Annotated in this window: 21 protein-coding genes and 3 pseudogenes; 19 read left to right on the top strand and 5 right to left on the bottom strand. The window is 34.5% G+C overall.

From position 1 onward, the window contains the following. Positions 1 to 99: 99 nt before the first annotated feature. A complete protein-coding gene (locus ABH968_RS12575) occupies positions 100 to 687 on the bottom strand; it encodes a hypothetical protein (protein ID WP_370044369.1) in 588 nt (195 codons plus the stop codon). Positions 688 to 1,269: 582 nt separating this feature from the next. Between ABH968_RS12575 and ABH968_RS12580 the strand changes: the two genes are divergently transcribed. The 6 genes from ABH968_RS12580 to ABH968_RS12605 all read left to right on the top strand — a co-directional run bounded on the left by ABH968_RS12580 (position 1,270) and on the right by ABH968_RS12605 (position 5,660). Then, complete coding sequence (locus tag ABH968_RS12580; RefSeq protein ID WP_370044370.1) at positions 1,270 to 1,992, top strand: ATP-binding cassette domain-containing protein; 723 nt, start codon at positions 1,270 to 1,272, stop codon at positions 1,990 to 1,992. Beyond that, positions 1,989 to 2,747, top strand: a complete 759-nt coding sequence (locus ABH968_RS12585; protein WP_370044371.1) for an ABC transporter permease — start codon at positions 1,989 to 1,991, stop codon at positions 2,745 to 2,747. Before ABH968_RS12580 ends, ABH968_RS12585 begins: the two co-directional genes overlap by 4 nt. 8 nt (positions 2,748 to 2,755) lie before the next feature. Then, entirely contained in the window at positions 2,756 to 3,133 is a 378-nt protein-coding gene (locus ABH968_RS12590; RefSeq protein WP_370044372.1) for a group-specific protein, read from the top strand. Positions 3,134 to 3,143: 10 nt separating this feature from the next. Further along, a complete protein-coding gene (locus ABH968_RS12595) occupies positions 3,144 to 3,647 on the top strand; it encodes an RNA polymerase sigma factor (protein WP_370044531.1) in 504 nt (167 codons plus the stop codon). After that, complete coding sequence (locus ABH968_RS12600) at positions 3,640 to 3,888, top strand: hypothetical protein (protein ID WP_370044373.1); 249 nt, start codon at positions 3,640 to 3,642, stop codon at positions 3,886 to 3,888. Before ABH968_RS12595 ends, ABH968_RS12600 begins: the two co-directional genes overlap by 8 nt. A 122-nt stretch (positions 3,889 to 4,010) precedes the next feature. Beyond that, positions 4,011 to 5,660, top strand: coding sequence for a sensor domain-containing diguanylate cyclase (locus tag ABH968_RS12605; protein ID WP_370044374.1), 1,650 nt, complete (start codon positions 4,011 to 4,013; stop codon positions 5,658 to 5,660). Positions 5,661 to 5,813: 153 nt separating this feature from the next. On the opposite strand, the gene ABH968_RS12610 is transcribed toward ABH968_RS12605, so the two are convergent. Next, positions 5,814 to 6,209 carry a tyrosine-type recombinase/integrase gene (locus ABH968_RS12610; RefSeq protein ID WP_370044375.1) on the bottom strand — a complete coding sequence of 132 codons (396 nt, stop codon included), beginning with the start codon at positions 6,207 to 6,209 and terminating at the stop codon, positions 5,814 to 5,816. Between ABH968_RS12610 and ABH968_RS12615 the strand changes: the two genes are divergently transcribed. From ABH968_RS12615 to ABH968_RS12635, 5 genes and pseudogenes are all read left to right on the top strand, one after another. Then, positions 6,201 to 6,593 carry an FAD-binding oxidoreductase/lyase gene (locus ABH968_RS12615; protein WP_370044376.1) on the top strand — a complete coding sequence of 131 codons (393 nt, stop codon included), beginning with the start codon at positions 6,201 to 6,203 and terminating at the stop codon, positions 6,591 to 6,593. The genes ABH968_RS12610 and ABH968_RS12615 overlap by 9 nt on opposite strands. Before the next feature lie 43 nt (positions 6,594 to 6,636). After that, positions 6,637 to 6,816 carry a hypothetical protein gene (locus tag ABH968_RS12620; protein WP_370044377.1) on the top strand — a complete coding sequence of 60 codons (180 nt, stop codon included), beginning with the start codon at positions 6,637 to 6,639 and terminating at the stop codon, positions 6,814 to 6,816. Between the two features lie 27 nt (positions 6,817 to 6,843). Continuing rightward, positions 6,844 to 7,521 carry an FAD-dependent oxidoreductase gene (locus ABH968_RS12625; RefSeq protein ID WP_370044378.1) on the top strand — a complete coding sequence of 226 codons (678 nt, stop codon included), beginning with the start codon at positions 6,844 to 6,846 and terminating at the stop codon, positions 7,519 to 7,521. A gap of 410 nt (positions 7,522 to 7,931) precedes the next feature. Next, positions 7,932 to 8,212 (top strand): annotated as a pseudogene (locus ABH968_RS12630) (ASCH domain-containing protein); the annotation flags it as partial. A 100-nt stretch (positions 8,213 to 8,312) separates the two neighbouring features. Then, positions 8,313 to 8,522: pseudogene (locus tag ABH968_RS12635) on the top strand (Rrf2 family transcriptional regulator); the annotation flags it as partial. Here the strand turns inward: ABH968_RS12635 and ABH968_RS12640 are convergent. Then, positions 8,522 to 8,818 (bottom strand): annotated as a pseudogene (locus tag ABH968_RS12640) (NAD(P)/FAD-dependent oxidoreductase); the annotation flags it as partial. The pseudogenes ABH968_RS12635 and ABH968_RS12640 sit on opposite strands and share 1 nt — an antisense overlap. A gap of 528 nt (positions 8,819 to 9,346) precedes the next feature. Between ABH968_RS12640 and ABH968_RS12645 the strand changes: the two are divergent. After that, the gene (locus ABH968_RS12645; protein ID WP_370044379.1) at positions 9,347 to 9,958 is read left to right on the top strand and encodes a DUF2306 domain-containing protein; all 612 of its coding nucleotides are present in this window, start codon (positions 9,347 to 9,349) and stop codon (positions 9,956 to 9,958) included. Positions 9,959 to 10,111: 153 nt separating this feature from the next. Here the strand turns inward: ABH968_RS12645 and ABH968_RS12650 are convergent, their stop codons facing one another. After that, positions 10,112 to 10,618: an AAA family ATPase gene (locus tag ABH968_RS12650; RefSeq protein WP_370044380.1), complete on the bottom strand. Its 507-nt coding sequence runs from the start codon at positions 10,616 to 10,618 to the stop codon at positions 10,112 to 10,114. A gap of 283 nt (positions 10,619 to 10,901) precedes the next feature. Here ABH968_RS12650 and ABH968_RS12655 point away from each other — a divergent pair, with 283 nt between their 5' ends. From ABH968_RS12655 to ABH968_RS12680, 6 genes are all read left to right on the top strand, one after another. After that, on the top strand, positions 10,902 to 11,687 hold the full coding sequence (locus ABH968_RS12655; RefSeq protein WP_370044381.1) for a nucleotidyltransferase domain-containing protein: 786 nt from the start codon (positions 10,902 to 10,904) through the stop codon (positions 11,685 to 11,687). Between the two features lie 84 nt (positions 11,688 to 11,771). After that, on the top strand, positions 11,772 to 11,924 hold the full coding sequence (locus ABH968_RS12660; protein WP_082172689.1) for a YpzG family protein: 153 nt from the start codon (positions 11,772 to 11,774) through the stop codon (positions 11,922 to 11,924). Between the two features lie 140 nt (positions 11,925 to 12,064). Next, positions 12,065 to 12,943, top strand: coding sequence for a YwqG family protein (locus ABH968_RS12665; RefSeq protein ID WP_370044382.1), 879 nt, complete (start codon positions 12,065 to 12,067; stop codon positions 12,941 to 12,943). A 13-nt stretch (positions 12,944 to 12,956) separates the two neighbouring features. After that, entirely contained in the window at positions 12,957 to 13,109 is a 153-nt protein-coding gene (locus ABH968_RS12670; RefSeq protein WP_370044383.1) for a hypothetical protein, read from the top strand. Continuing rightward, a complete protein-coding gene (locus tag ABH968_RS12675; protein ID WP_370044384.1) occupies positions 13,106 to 13,483 on the top strand; it encodes a GNAT family N-acetyltransferase in 378 nt (125 codons plus the stop codon). Before ABH968_RS12670 ends, ABH968_RS12675 begins: the two co-directional genes overlap by 4 nt. Before the next feature lie 202 nt (positions 13,484 to 13,685). Further along, positions 13,686 to 14,024, top strand: coding sequence for a cupin domain-containing protein (locus ABH968_RS12680; protein ID WP_370044385.1), 339 nt, complete (start codon positions 13,686 to 13,688; stop codon positions 14,022 to 14,024). A gap of 44 nt (positions 14,025 to 14,068) precedes the next feature. Here the strand turns inward: ABH968_RS12680 and ABH968_RS12685 are convergent, their stop codons facing one another. Beyond that, on the bottom strand, positions 14,069 to 14,533 hold the full coding sequence (locus ABH968_RS12685) for a GNAT family N-acetyltransferase (RefSeq protein WP_370044533.1): 465 nt from the start codon (positions 14,531 to 14,533) through the stop codon (positions 14,069 to 14,071). A gap of 90 nt (positions 14,534 to 14,623) precedes the next feature. Between ABH968_RS12685 and ABH968_RS12690 the strand changes: the two genes are divergently transcribed. After that, entirely contained in the window at positions 14,624 to 15,052 is a 429-nt protein-coding gene (locus ABH968_RS12690) for an NUDIX hydrolase (RefSeq protein ID WP_370044386.1), read from the top strand. Positions 15,053 to 15,082: the final 30 nt, after the last annotated feature.

The following is a 15,082-nucleotide window of genomic DNA, read 5'->3' on the forward strand; positions in this document are numbered from 1 at the left end:
GAAGTTATACTTTATGGGTCGAATATATTATGGGGGCTGAACGAGCTATACAGTGGCTATTATTCGTAGTCAATTCTCTTTATAGGACATACTTGTTTATTAACTTAATTCGTTCGTTACTACTTGGATAAATTCATCTCGATATTGTGATTCAAAAATATTAACACCTTTTTCTCTAGAAAGTTGCTGTAACTTTTGAATCTTTGCTTCATCTTGCTCCATAAAGGCTTTTTCTACATTTTGTAAATCTTGCAAGATATGATGTATAAATGTATCCCCTTCTCTTTTGATATCTATAGCAATAAAGTCAAAAGATAAAAATGTTTTAGTAGGGATAATAATTTTATCAAACAAATAGTTTAAAGCTTTAAATGGGACATAAGGGATACCTTTCTTATACTCATATTTCTCAATAATAGGTAAAACCTCATCAATAAATCTTCGTATTTTTTCTATATCGTAAAGTTTTGTATCTTCTAAAGCATGCTTCTCGATAATCTGCTGTATTTTTTCATATTGATTTTGTTCTAACAGTTGTTTCATATAAAGGAGCTCTTCTTTGAATTTGGATCGTTCTTTTTTACTTAATTGTCGATGATCAATAACAGCGTATTCGATTAGCTCCCAGTCTATCTCTGGACCAAAATGTGGTCCTAAAAAATACTTAAGTTCTTCAAAATCGCTCACTTCGGTAACTCCCTTTAAATTAGTATTCTATTAATCGTACAGTAAAAATTCAAATTCTTATTTTTCGCTTAAGTTGTTTATAAGGCTATTGCAAAATGATTTCTATTATATACTAGCATTTATTTATTTCTTTTTATTTCATTTATTAAAACACATACCATGTATATAAGTTGAGTGGAGACTGGGCGACTCCTCAGGGATCAGCAATAGAGGAAAGAAGGCTAAGAGCATCACACCCTATGATAACGCCTTCGTGACCAACATCCTGTCGCTGCCGCTACGTTGCACTACGCTTTCGCACAAAAAACATCTGCTACTGCCGCTTCGCTTTCGCGCAAAAAACATCTGCTGCCCCAAGCGGCTCATCGGACGCCCCCAGGAAAGCGCCCAGTCAAAACGGAAATCAACCCCACATTATGCTGGCGTCCCTTTACTTTTACTAAATTACCAATAATTATTTATTTTACATAAAAAATCATTTTATAGAAACATATATTTTCATTTCATTTTTTTAAAATAAAATGAACCTTTTGCAATCCCCAATTGTATAGTCAGTGAACATATAAAAAGGGAGGGTTTATTTTGGAACTTATTGTGAAGGATATTGTGAAAAAATATAATGGTGTGAACGTTTTGGATGGTGTGTCGGCCACATTTAAAATGGGGTACTGTTATTTATTATTAGGTCAGAATGGAGCGGGTAAATCTACATTATCAAAATGTATAGCTGGAGATGTAAAACCTGATGGTGGTTCCATTCTATTCAATGATTCATCCCAATATGTACAAGAGCAAGTTGCATTGCAGTACCAATTTTTTTCGAGTTATCAGCATCTTAAAATTCGTGAAGTGATGGCTCTTTTTACTACATTGACGAACAATAAGAATGATTTGGGAGAGCTATATGAAATATTAGGATTACCGACTTATGACCATATATTGTTGAAAAATGCATCAGGCGGTCAACGAAAAGCAGTATCCATCTTCCTTTCATTTTTATTAAATAAACCGATCATCATTTTAGATGAGCCGTTTGCTGATTTAGATTTAACAAAGAAAAAGCAATTGATGTTTTACTTACAAGATGAAATTCGTCAACGTAACAAAATGATTATTATTATTAGTCATGAAGTGGCAGGGTTAGAACCGTTATTTGATTATGTAGTGATCTTAAAAGACGGAAAGCTCATTGAAAATAGCACACAGGATGAGCTCTATAGAAAATACACAGAGGCGAAATTGCCAGGAATCGAAGGTCTCTACTATGAAGTAACAGGTCAAATTTTAGGAGGAAAAGCAAGATGATTAAACAAATTGCACGTATGTATATGTTAGAAAGTATGCGTAATCCAGGAATGGTTTTGGGAAATGTACTACCGGCTATTATGTTTATGATTAGTTCAGTTATATGTAAAAATATGATTACTGGAGATGCTACCAATTTTATCGATATTATGATTAAAGGTCAGTTTCTTCCACTCTCTATTATAATGTTAATTTTCTCCTTTGCTTTTTCCAGTGCCACAATTTATTTGGCAGATATGAAGGCCAATAAAACCTTCCAATGGATACAGCGAACAGGCATTAAGCCACACACTTACTATATTGGGATGGGAATAGGTGTCTTTACATTATTAAATGTATTTTTAGTGCTATTACTCATTGGCTATTCCTTCGTCATTGATATTTCACTTTCATCTTATTTTATGATTATTTTGATTAGTAATTTTGTTTTACTGGCATTATATCCATTGAGTTTTATATTGGCAGGTCTATTTAAAAATGAAAAAGTGGCACAAAGTATGCTAACGCCGATTATGTTACTATTTATGTTTTCAATACAGATGACATCGTTGTTTTTAACGCTTGCAGAGAAAAACCCTCAAGATTATTTTATTTTCTTAATCTGGAATCCAATGCTTTATTTATTTGATAGTTTGCAAATGTACTTGAATTTATTTGACGAAACATGGCTTCCGCAATATCAATATTGTATAATTTTAGCAGTGATTAGCTTGGGGTTAGCAGCCATCGCTAAAAAAGTATATACCAGTAAGTAGGTGATTTTATGGGAATTGGATGGATAGTGTCTCTTATAATTGGTGGCATCATGATGGTAGTATTCATAGTGATTGCTATTTCCATGGAGCGAAAATATATTGTACGTGAGAATGGGAAAATTAACTATAAAAAATCAACAGTTTATTTACGCTGGAATGTGTTTGATACATTAACTCTTGTCTTAGCTGTTTATACGATACTTTGTGTGCAGGCATTAAATATGCTTGTGTCTTCCGGCCAAACAATCGAAAATCCATATGTGCAGTTTTTTACAAATCAATCGCAAGTTTGGGTCATTGTAACAGTCGCATACTTAGTTTCACGTGTGTCCGTGACATTGAAGTCCATTAAGGCTCATTTGGGGGATGAGCTAGATGATAAGTAATGAGGAGTGGATGGAGGCCTATAAAAACGGAGATGTCGAGGGCTTTGAACAGCTCTATAGTAGTTTGTATGAGCCGTTATACTGCTTTTTATTTCGCTATACTCGGGAAGATCAGCTAAGCATTGATATTGTGCAAGATACCTTTGAGCGTTTACAATATATAAAACAAGATTTTGACCAGCAAAAGGGAACGGTGAAAGCATTTTTATTTCAAATCGCTTACCGCTTAATGATTAATAAATTGAATCGTCGTAAAAAATGGCGCACGCTGTTCCCGTTTTTAGTACCGACGTCAAGTCATCGAATGTCTGCTGACGAGAAATTAACGATACAGGAAGCGATTCTTCGCTTACCGGATAAGCAACGAGCTGTTATTTTGCTTGTTTACTATCATGATTTGCCACAGGAGGAAATTGCACAAATTTTGTCCATTCCGCTTGGTACAGTTAAATCGAGGCTACATAATGCGATGAGGACTTTAAAGGAAGAGCTAAAGGAGGATTTCGATGCTTAAGGATGAATTTCAAAAGGAACAATGGTTAAAAGCCAGCTTAGATCAAGATAAAGTAGAGATTCCTAAGCAACTAATGACATACAAGAAAAGTCGCTGGCAACGGTTTCTTCAATATTTAGCTTCACCAACGAAGGATCCGTTAGAGCCAATATGTACATCTTCAGTCGGCTACACCTCTTTGAAAGTAGTGCCTATTGTTGCGGCTGTATTTATTACAATTCTTCAAATTTTATTGCAATAAATTTTTCTTAACTATTAAATTTCTCACTGCCACAATCTTTCGGTTGTGGTATTTTTAATGAATAAAATACTATTTATTGCCCATTTTAAGGAAATATTTAGATTAATTTGGAGGTTATTGCTTTGAGGGTTTTAAAAAAGTTTCCACAGCCAAACACAATAAAAGGTCAGCTTCATCGAGCACTTGTATGGATTACTTTTATTATTGGTTTATGTATTTTTATTCCAACGCTATATATTGAATATCGACAAACCATTCAACATCAAAATGAAGAGATGACACATTATTTGAATGCTCAATCATATTTTTTTGAAAGCTGGTTATCAGAGCGATCCAGTGATATACATACAATAGCTAATTTAGATTTTGTAAAGGACTATAATTTTGAAAAATCGCAAGCTTTTTTTCAAGATTTTAAAGAAAAAACAAATTTCACAGACTTAATATTCGTCAATAAAGAGGGCATCGTGCAAGTTGATACAGTTACCGAAAACAGTACAACTGGTGTTAGTATGGATGTAAATGACCGAAAGTATTTTCAAGTTGCTAAAAAAACGAAACAACCGTATATAACAGATATTTTAATAAGTAAAGTTACAAAGCAGCCTATTATTGCATTTGCTTCACCGATTCTTAATGCACAACAACAATTCAATGGTGTAGTTTTTGGCGCAGTAAATTTAGACACCATCGATCAACTGCTACAAGAATCGAGAGTGGGCTTTTTAGGTCATGCTTATATTATAGATCGAGAAGGTACTATGCTCACTGAATTTAATAATAAACAACAACGGTCTTCTGGCAATTATTTTGTTGATGAACATATTCTGAACGCAGCTTTAAAAAATACAACAAGCGACCTCGAGCTTTATAAAGACGCGAATGATAAGTGGGTTCTTGCTAAAAGTAAGCCTATAAATGAAGGGAAATGGTTTATCATATCAGAAATTGGTCTGTTAGAGGCCTATAAACCATTAATCAATAGATTTTTATGGATAACCATTTGTTTAGTAGTAGGGTCATTTTTTATGATTAAAATGATGTTACATCTCTCTAAAAGAATTGAAGAACCTATCCAGCAGCTTCTTACAGGTGTTAGAAAGGTAGAACAAGGTTTTTATGATTATCAAATAAATGAACAACAGCTGGCACCTTATGCGCAAGAATTTCAGGAGCTTTGTTCGTCCTTCAATGAAATGAGCGACAAGGTGAGAAAAGATACTATCTTACTGAAGGAATTATCGATTACCTGTCAGTTGACAAAGCTATATAATCGTCGTTATTTAATTGAGCAGGGGGAACTTGCTTTTCAGAAATGCTTAGAAGGACAAAACCATTGTTCATGTATAGCGATTGATATTGATTTTTTCAAAAAGGTCAATGATAAATATGGACATTTAATCGGTGATGAAGTACTAAAGCACGTCGCAAACACTATTACAAATTCTGTACGAACTATCGACATTGTTACAAGATATGGGGGAGAGGAGTTTGTCATTTTATCCCCAAATACTACGTTAGTGAGTGCAATAAGAATAGCGGAAAGAGTTCGGCAACATGTTGAAGATAACCCTTATCATGCGGATGATTTTGAGATCAATGTGACAGTGAGTATTGGTATCGCAGGATATGGTCATTCTAAAAATATTTCAACATTTTACGAGCTGCTTGACAGTGCGGATCAAGCGCTTTATAGTGCAAAGGAAAGCGGTCGAAACCAACTTAGAGTATATGATAATACAGGTATAGTTGATATAAGGCAAATGCTTTAAAAGATTAAATTTGGAATGTGGAAATTATATGAAGGAAATTATACTTAGTAAATTCAAAGAAATTGAAAATGAGTATCAAGTGATAATTTTATATGCTGTAGAATCTTAAAGGCATTGTTAGTGCCTTTATATAGCGGTTTGAGTGGGGGGGAGTTATGAACTAGCACCACTTTTAGCCCCATTTTCAATAGCACGGTCAAACGTGTCGATAATTTTATCTTCCATTTTTCTCAGTACATGCCCGTATGTTGTATGGATTATCTCAGGGGTATTTCCCAATCGTTCGGCAATGGCTTTCACAGGAATATCATTATTCATCAAAATTGTAGCGTGTGTGTGTCGTAATCCGTGTATAGTGGTAGCTGGTAACCCAGCTGCTGCTACAATACGGTTAAAAATGGCATTTAATTCTGTAGAAACAAAAGGTTCAGCAGTGTTAGGCAATATAAAAATAAAGGAATCATCTTTCGTAATATCGTCATGTAATTTCTGACCATACGACAGTAACAACGCTTTAACAGCTGTTCGATAACCCTTTAATTGTTGCAATACAATATCATCTATTTTAATGCAAGACAGCTATCTGATACTACCTTAATTGCTGCTGAAGATTATTTGGATGACCATGGAGAAAACGGACCAGAAGAGGTTGGAAAAAGAGCTTTTGAAACCCTTCGTAATGATTTGAAAGAAGGAGAACATCTTGAGTTAGACTATATTCAAGTAGGGATGCATCCAACGCCTAAAGACGGCTACCCCATTGTTGGTTTTCATGATCAAATAAAAGGACTTCATATAGCGAGTATGCATTCTGCAATCACGTTATCTCCTGTTATTAGTAAATTGATTGCGAAGGAGATTGTACATAATGTGCGGTTGGAAAAATTAGAGAGTTGCCAACTATCTCGGTTTTATCCAGTAAATGAACGTTGAGCCCTTTAATTAACTTTGTTTTTGTCCTAAGATTCCCAAAACAATGCTTGGGGTTAACGATGTCACAGAAGATACAAGTGTAACATTTAAATCTTGTTGGCAGGGAGAGTTTAAGCGCTTAAATGGTACGATTGCGGGTGAGGATGGAGAACTTGTTATCGAAGGTATTGTTATTAAAGGTGTGGACGTAACAGGAAGAGCAGAAAGTCTAAAGCAATTGTAGGAGCTGTAATTCATTAAAGCTTCTTCATTGGGTGTAGTTATCCATCAATTTATTAAACAATCAGACAATAAGCTTTTTAAAATTTATACTGAAGATGGCGAGAATTTTCTTGCTGAAAAAATCCTGCTAACAGATGGTGCTAAAATACAGACAGATATTCCTGATTTTGAGCTATATTACAATAAAAATTTATTTAGATCTCCATATAGTTATGGTTGGGAGTTAAAGGGTAAAAAATTAATTTATATAAATGAAACAAGGGACGTTACACTAACGGCCAAAGTAATTCACAATCTGTCAAATGATTTAATCGTGGCAACAAACGGTAATGAAATAACGGAAAACGAAAAGCGAGAATTAGAAAATAAAGGGATACATGTGATTACCGATAAGATTAAAGAAATGAAAGGACATAATGGGTTATTGAGTAGTGTTGTCTTTCAAAATGGGGTAGAAATTGAGCGGGAAGCAGGCTTTATTACCCCATCCACTTATACAACAAATATTATTGGTCAAGGATTTTCTTGTGATCTTGATAAGCATGGGTTAATCGTTGTTGATCATTTCGGAAGAACATCAGAAAAAAATGTGTATGCAGCTGGCGATGCTGCTCAACCTGCACCAACAGAAATTGTTCTTTCGGAGGCTACGGGAATTAAAGTAGCAATAACAATTAATTCAGATATTTCAATTGAAAAATTTTAAAAAATTTAGACCTTTTTTTACTCAAAGGGCGGCCTTTACTTAGGATGGTTCGACGTGATATAGATACCTGGGCACAAACAATCACGATCATCTTGCAGGGCTTGCCTCCATTTTTTTATCTGTTTTATATGGATAATACTAAAAGAATAAAAATTTAATTTAATAAAAATTAAATCAATGGAGCATGTTTTTTATCAACTTTTTTGAACTCGCTCTTTATTAAGATGTCTTTCTTAGAACTGTGAGAAAAAATTATCATCATTAGCATACTCCCATCTTAAACTGTGGTGAGATGAATGTGATTGTAATTCATATTCAGTGGTTCTAAACACCTATTGGATGAAGATAAAGCCTCTCGCTAATATCAAGAATCATGGCAGTTTGGGGTTAATCCTGCATTCTTGTAAATTTATAAACTGGAGAATGAATCACTTTCAACAACGGAAGAATACAACTTCATTTTAAACAGTGATGATAACCCGTAGCAAGCACTAAGACAGCAGTGATTACGAATAACTCCAATGAATGAGATCAGTGAAGAATTTTCTATTGTAGAAGGCGAAGGAGATAGGACTTACCGATATTGGGGGAAGCTCATGAAAAATTCTTTATAAAAGAATTGAATGCACATTGGACAAGAATTTTCGGAAGATATGCTTCTGTTTGTGAATGTTTTGAAGTAATCAAGTAAAAGATGAATAATCGGTCAAGACTTAAACAATCGGGCGCTTTTATGGAATAAGAAAATGTTAAAGGGTGGCAATCTCGCCACTGGAGGTGATTCAAACATTATGAAATTTTCAAAAGCTACAAATTATGCTCTTCACTCCGTGTTTTTTCTTGCAATGGACACATCAAACAAGCTTGTTGGTGTACAGGAGTTAGCAGAAAAACAAAAAGTTTCTCCGACGTACCTATCTAAAATATTGACTAAATTGACTAAAGAAGGAATGATTATTTCTTCTTCAGGTGTCAACGGAGGTTATTCGCTTAGCCAAAATTCGCTTAATTCAAGGCCAAAAATAGGGTCACTTTGTTTTCGAAACCATGATCCGCGCCTTGTATCAGTTCCTGCATATAAGAGACCAATCTTTTCTAACCAGTAAAAAATACTTTTGCCCATAATATTAAGTGGTAAAAATTTAAATGGATGGCTAATAGCAATAGTTACTTCACGATTTTCTGCAAGTTCAGTCGCAATTTGTGTACCCGAATTCCCTCCTCCAATCACAAGAACAGGACCATCAGGAATCATCTCAGGTGATTGGTATTGGGAAGAATGGATTTGAAACACCTCTTTTGGAAATAGGCTTAAGGAGAATGTTGATATATTCACTAAATCAGATGTTTCGATTTAGTTTGGTGTTGATTAGAGTATAGAAAGACACTACAAGTACGATTTTATTTTTACATAAATGCACTATTGGGATTATTATAGTAGCCCCTGTTGGAAGCCTTTTATGTAAGATTTGAGCTCGTTAAAGATTATCTTAAATTAATGAACCTTCAAAATATAAGATTGTAGCATGAGGAAGAATATAGTATGATAAAATACAGACCGGACAGTCCGGTCCGATCTGGTCCGGTTTAAGGTGGAGGAAGTGCTCAGATACATATATATTAGATATACAAAAAGATAAACTTAATTCCGAATTTTTAATGGATACCGGTTAGTTTTGGATTTCGAACAATTTACTTTCATAATCATTAAAGTTTCAGTATTGAAAACACAAATTGTCTAAAGTAAGTTTTTTATTCTTATGAACCGTTCAATCTCTTTTGAATAATAATTTTAAAAATATAAATTGATAGGAGTCTAAAAATCATGAGAAAAATACTGATAGGTGCCTTATTTTTTATTTCTTTTGCCTGGTTGCTTCACACGTTTTCGAAGAACTTCATCGTGGATCCTATCTTCTCGAGGTTTTTATCTCATAAAACAATTCCCATTAATCAAGACATATGGTTTATAGTTCTACGTATCCACATTGTATTAGCCCTAGTGTCTCTACTTAATGGCCCGTTTGGTTTTGTACATAAGATAAGAGAAAAGAAAATTAACCTACACAGAATCACAGGAAAAATATACATAGCATCAATTGTTCTAAACTTTGTTCCGTCGCTTTACCTGGCATTTTATGCGACGGGAGGGCTAATAAGTACATTAGGTTTTATTTTTTTGGACATAGGCTGGCTACTTGCAACCTGGATGGCCTACCAGACAATCCGTAAGCAAAAAGTACAAGAACATCGAAAATGGATGATTCGTAGCTACACACTTACATTAGCGAATATACAGTTATATGTTTTAAAAACGATTTTTAATAATGGTCTGGGTATAAATGTTGAAATAGCTTATCCACTATCTATATGGTTAAGTTTGCTGTTAAGTTTACTTATTGCTGAATTGTTTTTAAGAAGGAGGAATTATATTTAGCTCTCTTAATTATTTGTTAAGGGGTGAACTTTTTATTTTTAAAAATTACAATAATATCACGACTATTCCAAAAGGAGGAAACTACTTGGAGCGTATTATCATAAGACGTCTCCAACTAACAGATTCTAAAGAGCTGTATGATTTTTTTCCTTGTTATCGCTGATACTTACGAAAAGGAATGACTTGCAGAGCTATTTGAAGATCAAAAAAATGAATGGGAGACAAAAAAACATTACTTAAAATCGTATGAATCATTTTAGTAAATGTCTTTCCAAGGGGTAAAATAAACACTTTCTTGTTATACACGTACTTTCTAGTCGCTGATTCAAGTTTCTTCGAAATTGGAATATTGATTAAGTGAGTATTCAAGAGTATCTGGAATGCCTCTATCAAAAAATAGAGGTTGTTTTGAGGGTTCGTCATTGCTGAAATAAAGCTTTCTATTGATTTGTCTAACATTAAATCACGATACTTTTTTACATTTTTCCAAGGTAGCGCATCACCTTCAGAAGAGACTTGTGTTCGAATGATTTCTCTTGCGACTTCAGGAATATAATTATAGTTATTTTTAAATATTTCATCTAACAAAGTTGTTTTACCAGAACCGGGACCTCCGGTAATAATGATAAAATCACTTCTAAATAAAATATTATCAATCATTTTTTGATATTCTCCTTGGTATTTATACTTTAACTTTATTGTAATGTGTAGTTCTTAATTGTCGAGTATATTTTTTATTGAATCGTATGAAAGTAGCTGTTGATGGATATATGTATCTCTACAATAATGAGAGTACACCAATTCAAGGAACATCCTGAATTTAAAATTGGGAATATTTGAATATACTTATTTAGATTTAATGGATGTATATATGGATTTAGAGAAGGATCTATATTCGATGAAAAGCGACATCTCAATTTAAATAAATCACAGATTCCTACCATTGACATATCAACGGTTAATCAGTTTTTCATGTTCACTTTGCACACATTCCATATTATATGCTGTAGAATCAGGTAGTCGTGCTTGGGGATTTCCTTCTAAGGATAGTGATTATGATGTTCGTTTTATATATATTCATCAGCCTCAATGGTATCTTTCTATCGACCCTCAAGGAATTGGTGCTAAGAGGGATGTCATTGAAGTACCTATCAATGATTTATTAGATATTAGTGGTTGGGAAATAACAAAAGCATTAAGGTTATTCTGCAAAAGTAATCCGCCTCTTTTAGAATGGCTACGAAGCGATATTGTTTATGACCAACCATATTCATTTATTGACAATGTACGGTTACTGGAAAGAGAAGTATTTTATCCAAATGCAAGCTTATATCACTATTTAAACATGGCGAAAAACAATTATCGAGAGTATTTACAGGGCTCAGAAGTAAAAATAAAAAAATATTTCTATGTCCTCAGACCAATTTCAGCATGTAAAAGGATCGAGAAAAACAATACGATTCCACCCATTGATTTTCAGGAATTGTTAAATGAAATAATTACTGACGGCCCTTTGAAAACCGAAATTCAGCAACTTTTGCAGAGGAAAATGGCCGGTGAAGAACTAAATATGGAACCGCGAATAGAAAGTATTAATGAGTATTTAGATAAAGAAATAAAGCATATTGAGACGTACTGTAAAAATCTTTATGTTAAAGTGGATGATCCTACACAAAAATTAGATGCGTTATTTAGAAGTACATTGCAAGAAGTGTGGGGTCAAGGGTGATAGAAATCTGAATAATTTTTAATTGTAAGGTCATACTAAAAAAGGTTTCACTTATGAAATCTATATTGATGAGGAGGATGGCAAATGAGTAGGTTTGAACAATTAGACCCGAAATCTCAAAAAATCCACCGCAACTGGTCAAGGATTAAGCGTTCAAAATCTCAAGTAAATGGTGAAACGGAGATTACTCTCCATAACCGTATCTTGAGAAGTGAAGCAAAAGCCCGTCAGTTTTAATCATGCTAGAAAAGTAAGTGTCATCAAACCCAGAAAATATTCTGGGTTTTTTTGTTTATTGTTAATTTATGGGGTTTTTTGTTTTTGTTTTGATAAAATGAATATATGGAAAAAATACGGATCTTGGGAGGGGAAAGTAAATGAGTAACGTAGAAAAACTAAAAAAGGGATTAAAGGAATTTGGCTTAGAGGATAAAGCAGAGGAATTATTACCTCTCGCAAAGGAATCCATTCGAATGATGGTAAACCAAATACCTGAAGAAAAAATTCAGATTGGCAGCTCAAAAATTGGTGGCTGTCCGGATGTACCATCTGATTTCTTATGGCCACATACAAACGACAATAGACCGTTGTATTTTCTTTGCCAACTAAATCTAATAGAAATCAAACCTTACGATACAAACAGCTTATTACCTGCGGATGGTGTGCTATCCTTTTTCTATGATGCTGTCGAGCAACCTTGGGGATACGACCCGAAAGATCATGATGGCTTTAAAGTTTTCTACTTCTCTCAAGAGACTAGTAGCCTGAATAGAATGGAAATTCCCGCATCATTACACGAGCATGGTAACATCGACAGCGCGGCGCTACAATTTGATAATGAATTGACACTTCCATCATGGGACTCGTCATACTCGATGTTTTTACAAGAAATTTTAAATGAAGAGGAGGCTGATAGCTATAAAGATTTTGAATACGAGTGGATGGAGGTAGATGATTTGTCTAGGGCTACTCATCGCATAGACGGTTATCCAGATGCGATTCAAGGTGACATGTATTTGGAATGTCAACTGGTGACAAATGGCTTATATTGTGGCGACTCAACAGGTTATAGCGATCCTTTACGAAAGGAATTAGAAGCAGGAGCGACTGATTGGCGATTATTACTCCAAATTGATTCGGAGGATGATCTAGGGTTTATGTGGGGCGATAGTGGCAGATTGTACTTCTGGGTTCGTGAGGAAGATTGTAAAAATAAACAATTTGATAATGCATGGGTTGTTTTGCAGTGCTTTTAAAGGAGGAGGAGAAATGGAACAACAAATTAAAATTCGCTTTGCTGTCGAAGAAGATGCAGCAACTATGCTAGAAATACAGAAAGCGGTGTTAGTAGAAGAAAATTATTTAATCACTACAATAGAAGAATTTCAGCAAACGATTGATGAGCAAAATGGATACAAGTGAAATTAGCAAATAAACGTGAAACAATTTTTATTGCACAATATCAAGAAAAAATAGTTGGCTGGCTTGTGTTTCAATCGCCACAAAGAAAACGATTAGCACATACAGGTACCTTTGGCATGATGGTGCTAAAAGAATATCGTGGACTAGGGATTGGCAAACTCTTAATTGGGAACCTTCTAAAATGGGCAGAGCACAACCCATGTATTGAGAAAATTAGTCTTGGCGTATTTTCAACAAATGAAAGGGCTATTGCGCTCTATAAAAAGATGGGATTTGTTGAAGAAGGAAGAAAAATCAATGAAATAAAGCTACATGACAATGAATATATAGATGATGTTTTAACTTCTTTCAGCAGAAGTCTCCCACCTGTATAGGTGGTGAGATAAATGCGGGTTTAAGTTACTTTTCCGCGGGTGTACTAACATCCGCGGAAAGAAGTTAAAGCCTCCGGCGGATGTCACGGAAATCGGCAAGGAGTTCTTTGTGCAAGCACAAAGCCGATTCCGGACGCAATTATGCCGAGGCATAATTGATTGTATAGGATGGTGGTAAAAATTTGAAAGGAAATATGCTGACATGAAAAAATATAATTTTACACAAGAATTGGCCAATCAAATTAATAACTATCAATCGATAGATGCTTTTTATACAAAAATCATGAAAACGGTGGAGCCTGCAAATATCGGCTTTATTTATATAGAGCCTGGTGGTGTTGTTGGGATGCATGAGGCGCCTGTACCACAGTTATTTATTGTGATTCAGGGTGAAGGATGGGTTTGCGATGAGGATCAAGAAAAAGTAATCATAAAGACAGGGGAAGGTGTTCTTTGGCAAACTGGAGAGGCACATGAATCTGGAAGTGATTCAGGCTTAACAGCACTTGTCATCCAATCCGAGCAAATCAATCTGGCATAGATTACATATAAAATGTGTAACGGAGTGAGTTTAGCTCCGTTACACTATGTTAGTTTTAAGCTTAGTTTAACTGTTTTTAATAAATGTCCATCAAATAACTCGTCAAACTCCTCTATTTTTTTAAAACCCTTCGCTTGATAAAAGTTCATGCCAATCGTATTTTCCTTTTCTACACAAACTAAAAGTGATGTTAAATCTGGAAGCATTTTAATCCCTTCCTGTAATAGGGCTGTACCAATTCCTTTGCCCTGAGTTTCAGGAAGTAAATATATTGAGTAAAGTTCTGCCTCACCATCTACAACATTTGAAAAATTTGCAAAGCCTACTATTGATTCATCAAGTATAGCAACTAAAAATAAACTATTTTCTATACGATCTAGCAATCGGTCTCTACTATAAGCAACTTGTAAAAAACGGTTTTGAATCTCATGTGGGATAATTCCTTCGTATGTGTGATGCCAACTCTTTTTGGCAATTTCTTGCACAAAAATGATGTTATTCTTTTGCATATGTCGTATAATTGATAACAATACTTTTCACCTATAGTTCCAATTTTTCTATTTAATGTAACATTAAATCACGCGAAGGGGGATGACTTCATGCAAGTTGTTGAAAAGGCATTTGGCTATATTACGAGAGAGCATGAGGGTCAGTTACAAGTGCTAGTATTTGAGCAAAATACAGAAAGAGCAGGGATTCAAATTCCTAAAGGTACGGTAGAGGAAGGGGAAACACCGCTAGAGGCAGTAACACGAGAGATGTTTGAGGAGACAGGTTTATCCCGTTTAGTAGTAAAGGGGTTAATTGCCCAGGATTATTTTAATCATCATTTAGGGCTATTACAAAAACGCTATTTTTATCATTTAACGACAAATGAAAAACGAGATTCATGGAAGCATTGTCCGACAGGTGAAAATGAGGCAGGCTTAGAATTTTCATTTTATTGGATAACAGACGAACAAGAAGTAACTTTGGCAAAGGGACATGGAGATTATTTATATAGAGTGTTAGATCGTGTGAACAACTGATTGGTAAGCATAAACATATAGAAGGTACAT

The sequence above is a fragment of the Lysinibacillus sp. RC79 genome, from assembly GCF_041262405.1.
GTDB lineage: Bacteria > Bacillota > Bacilli > Bacillales_A > Planococcaceae > Lysinibacillus.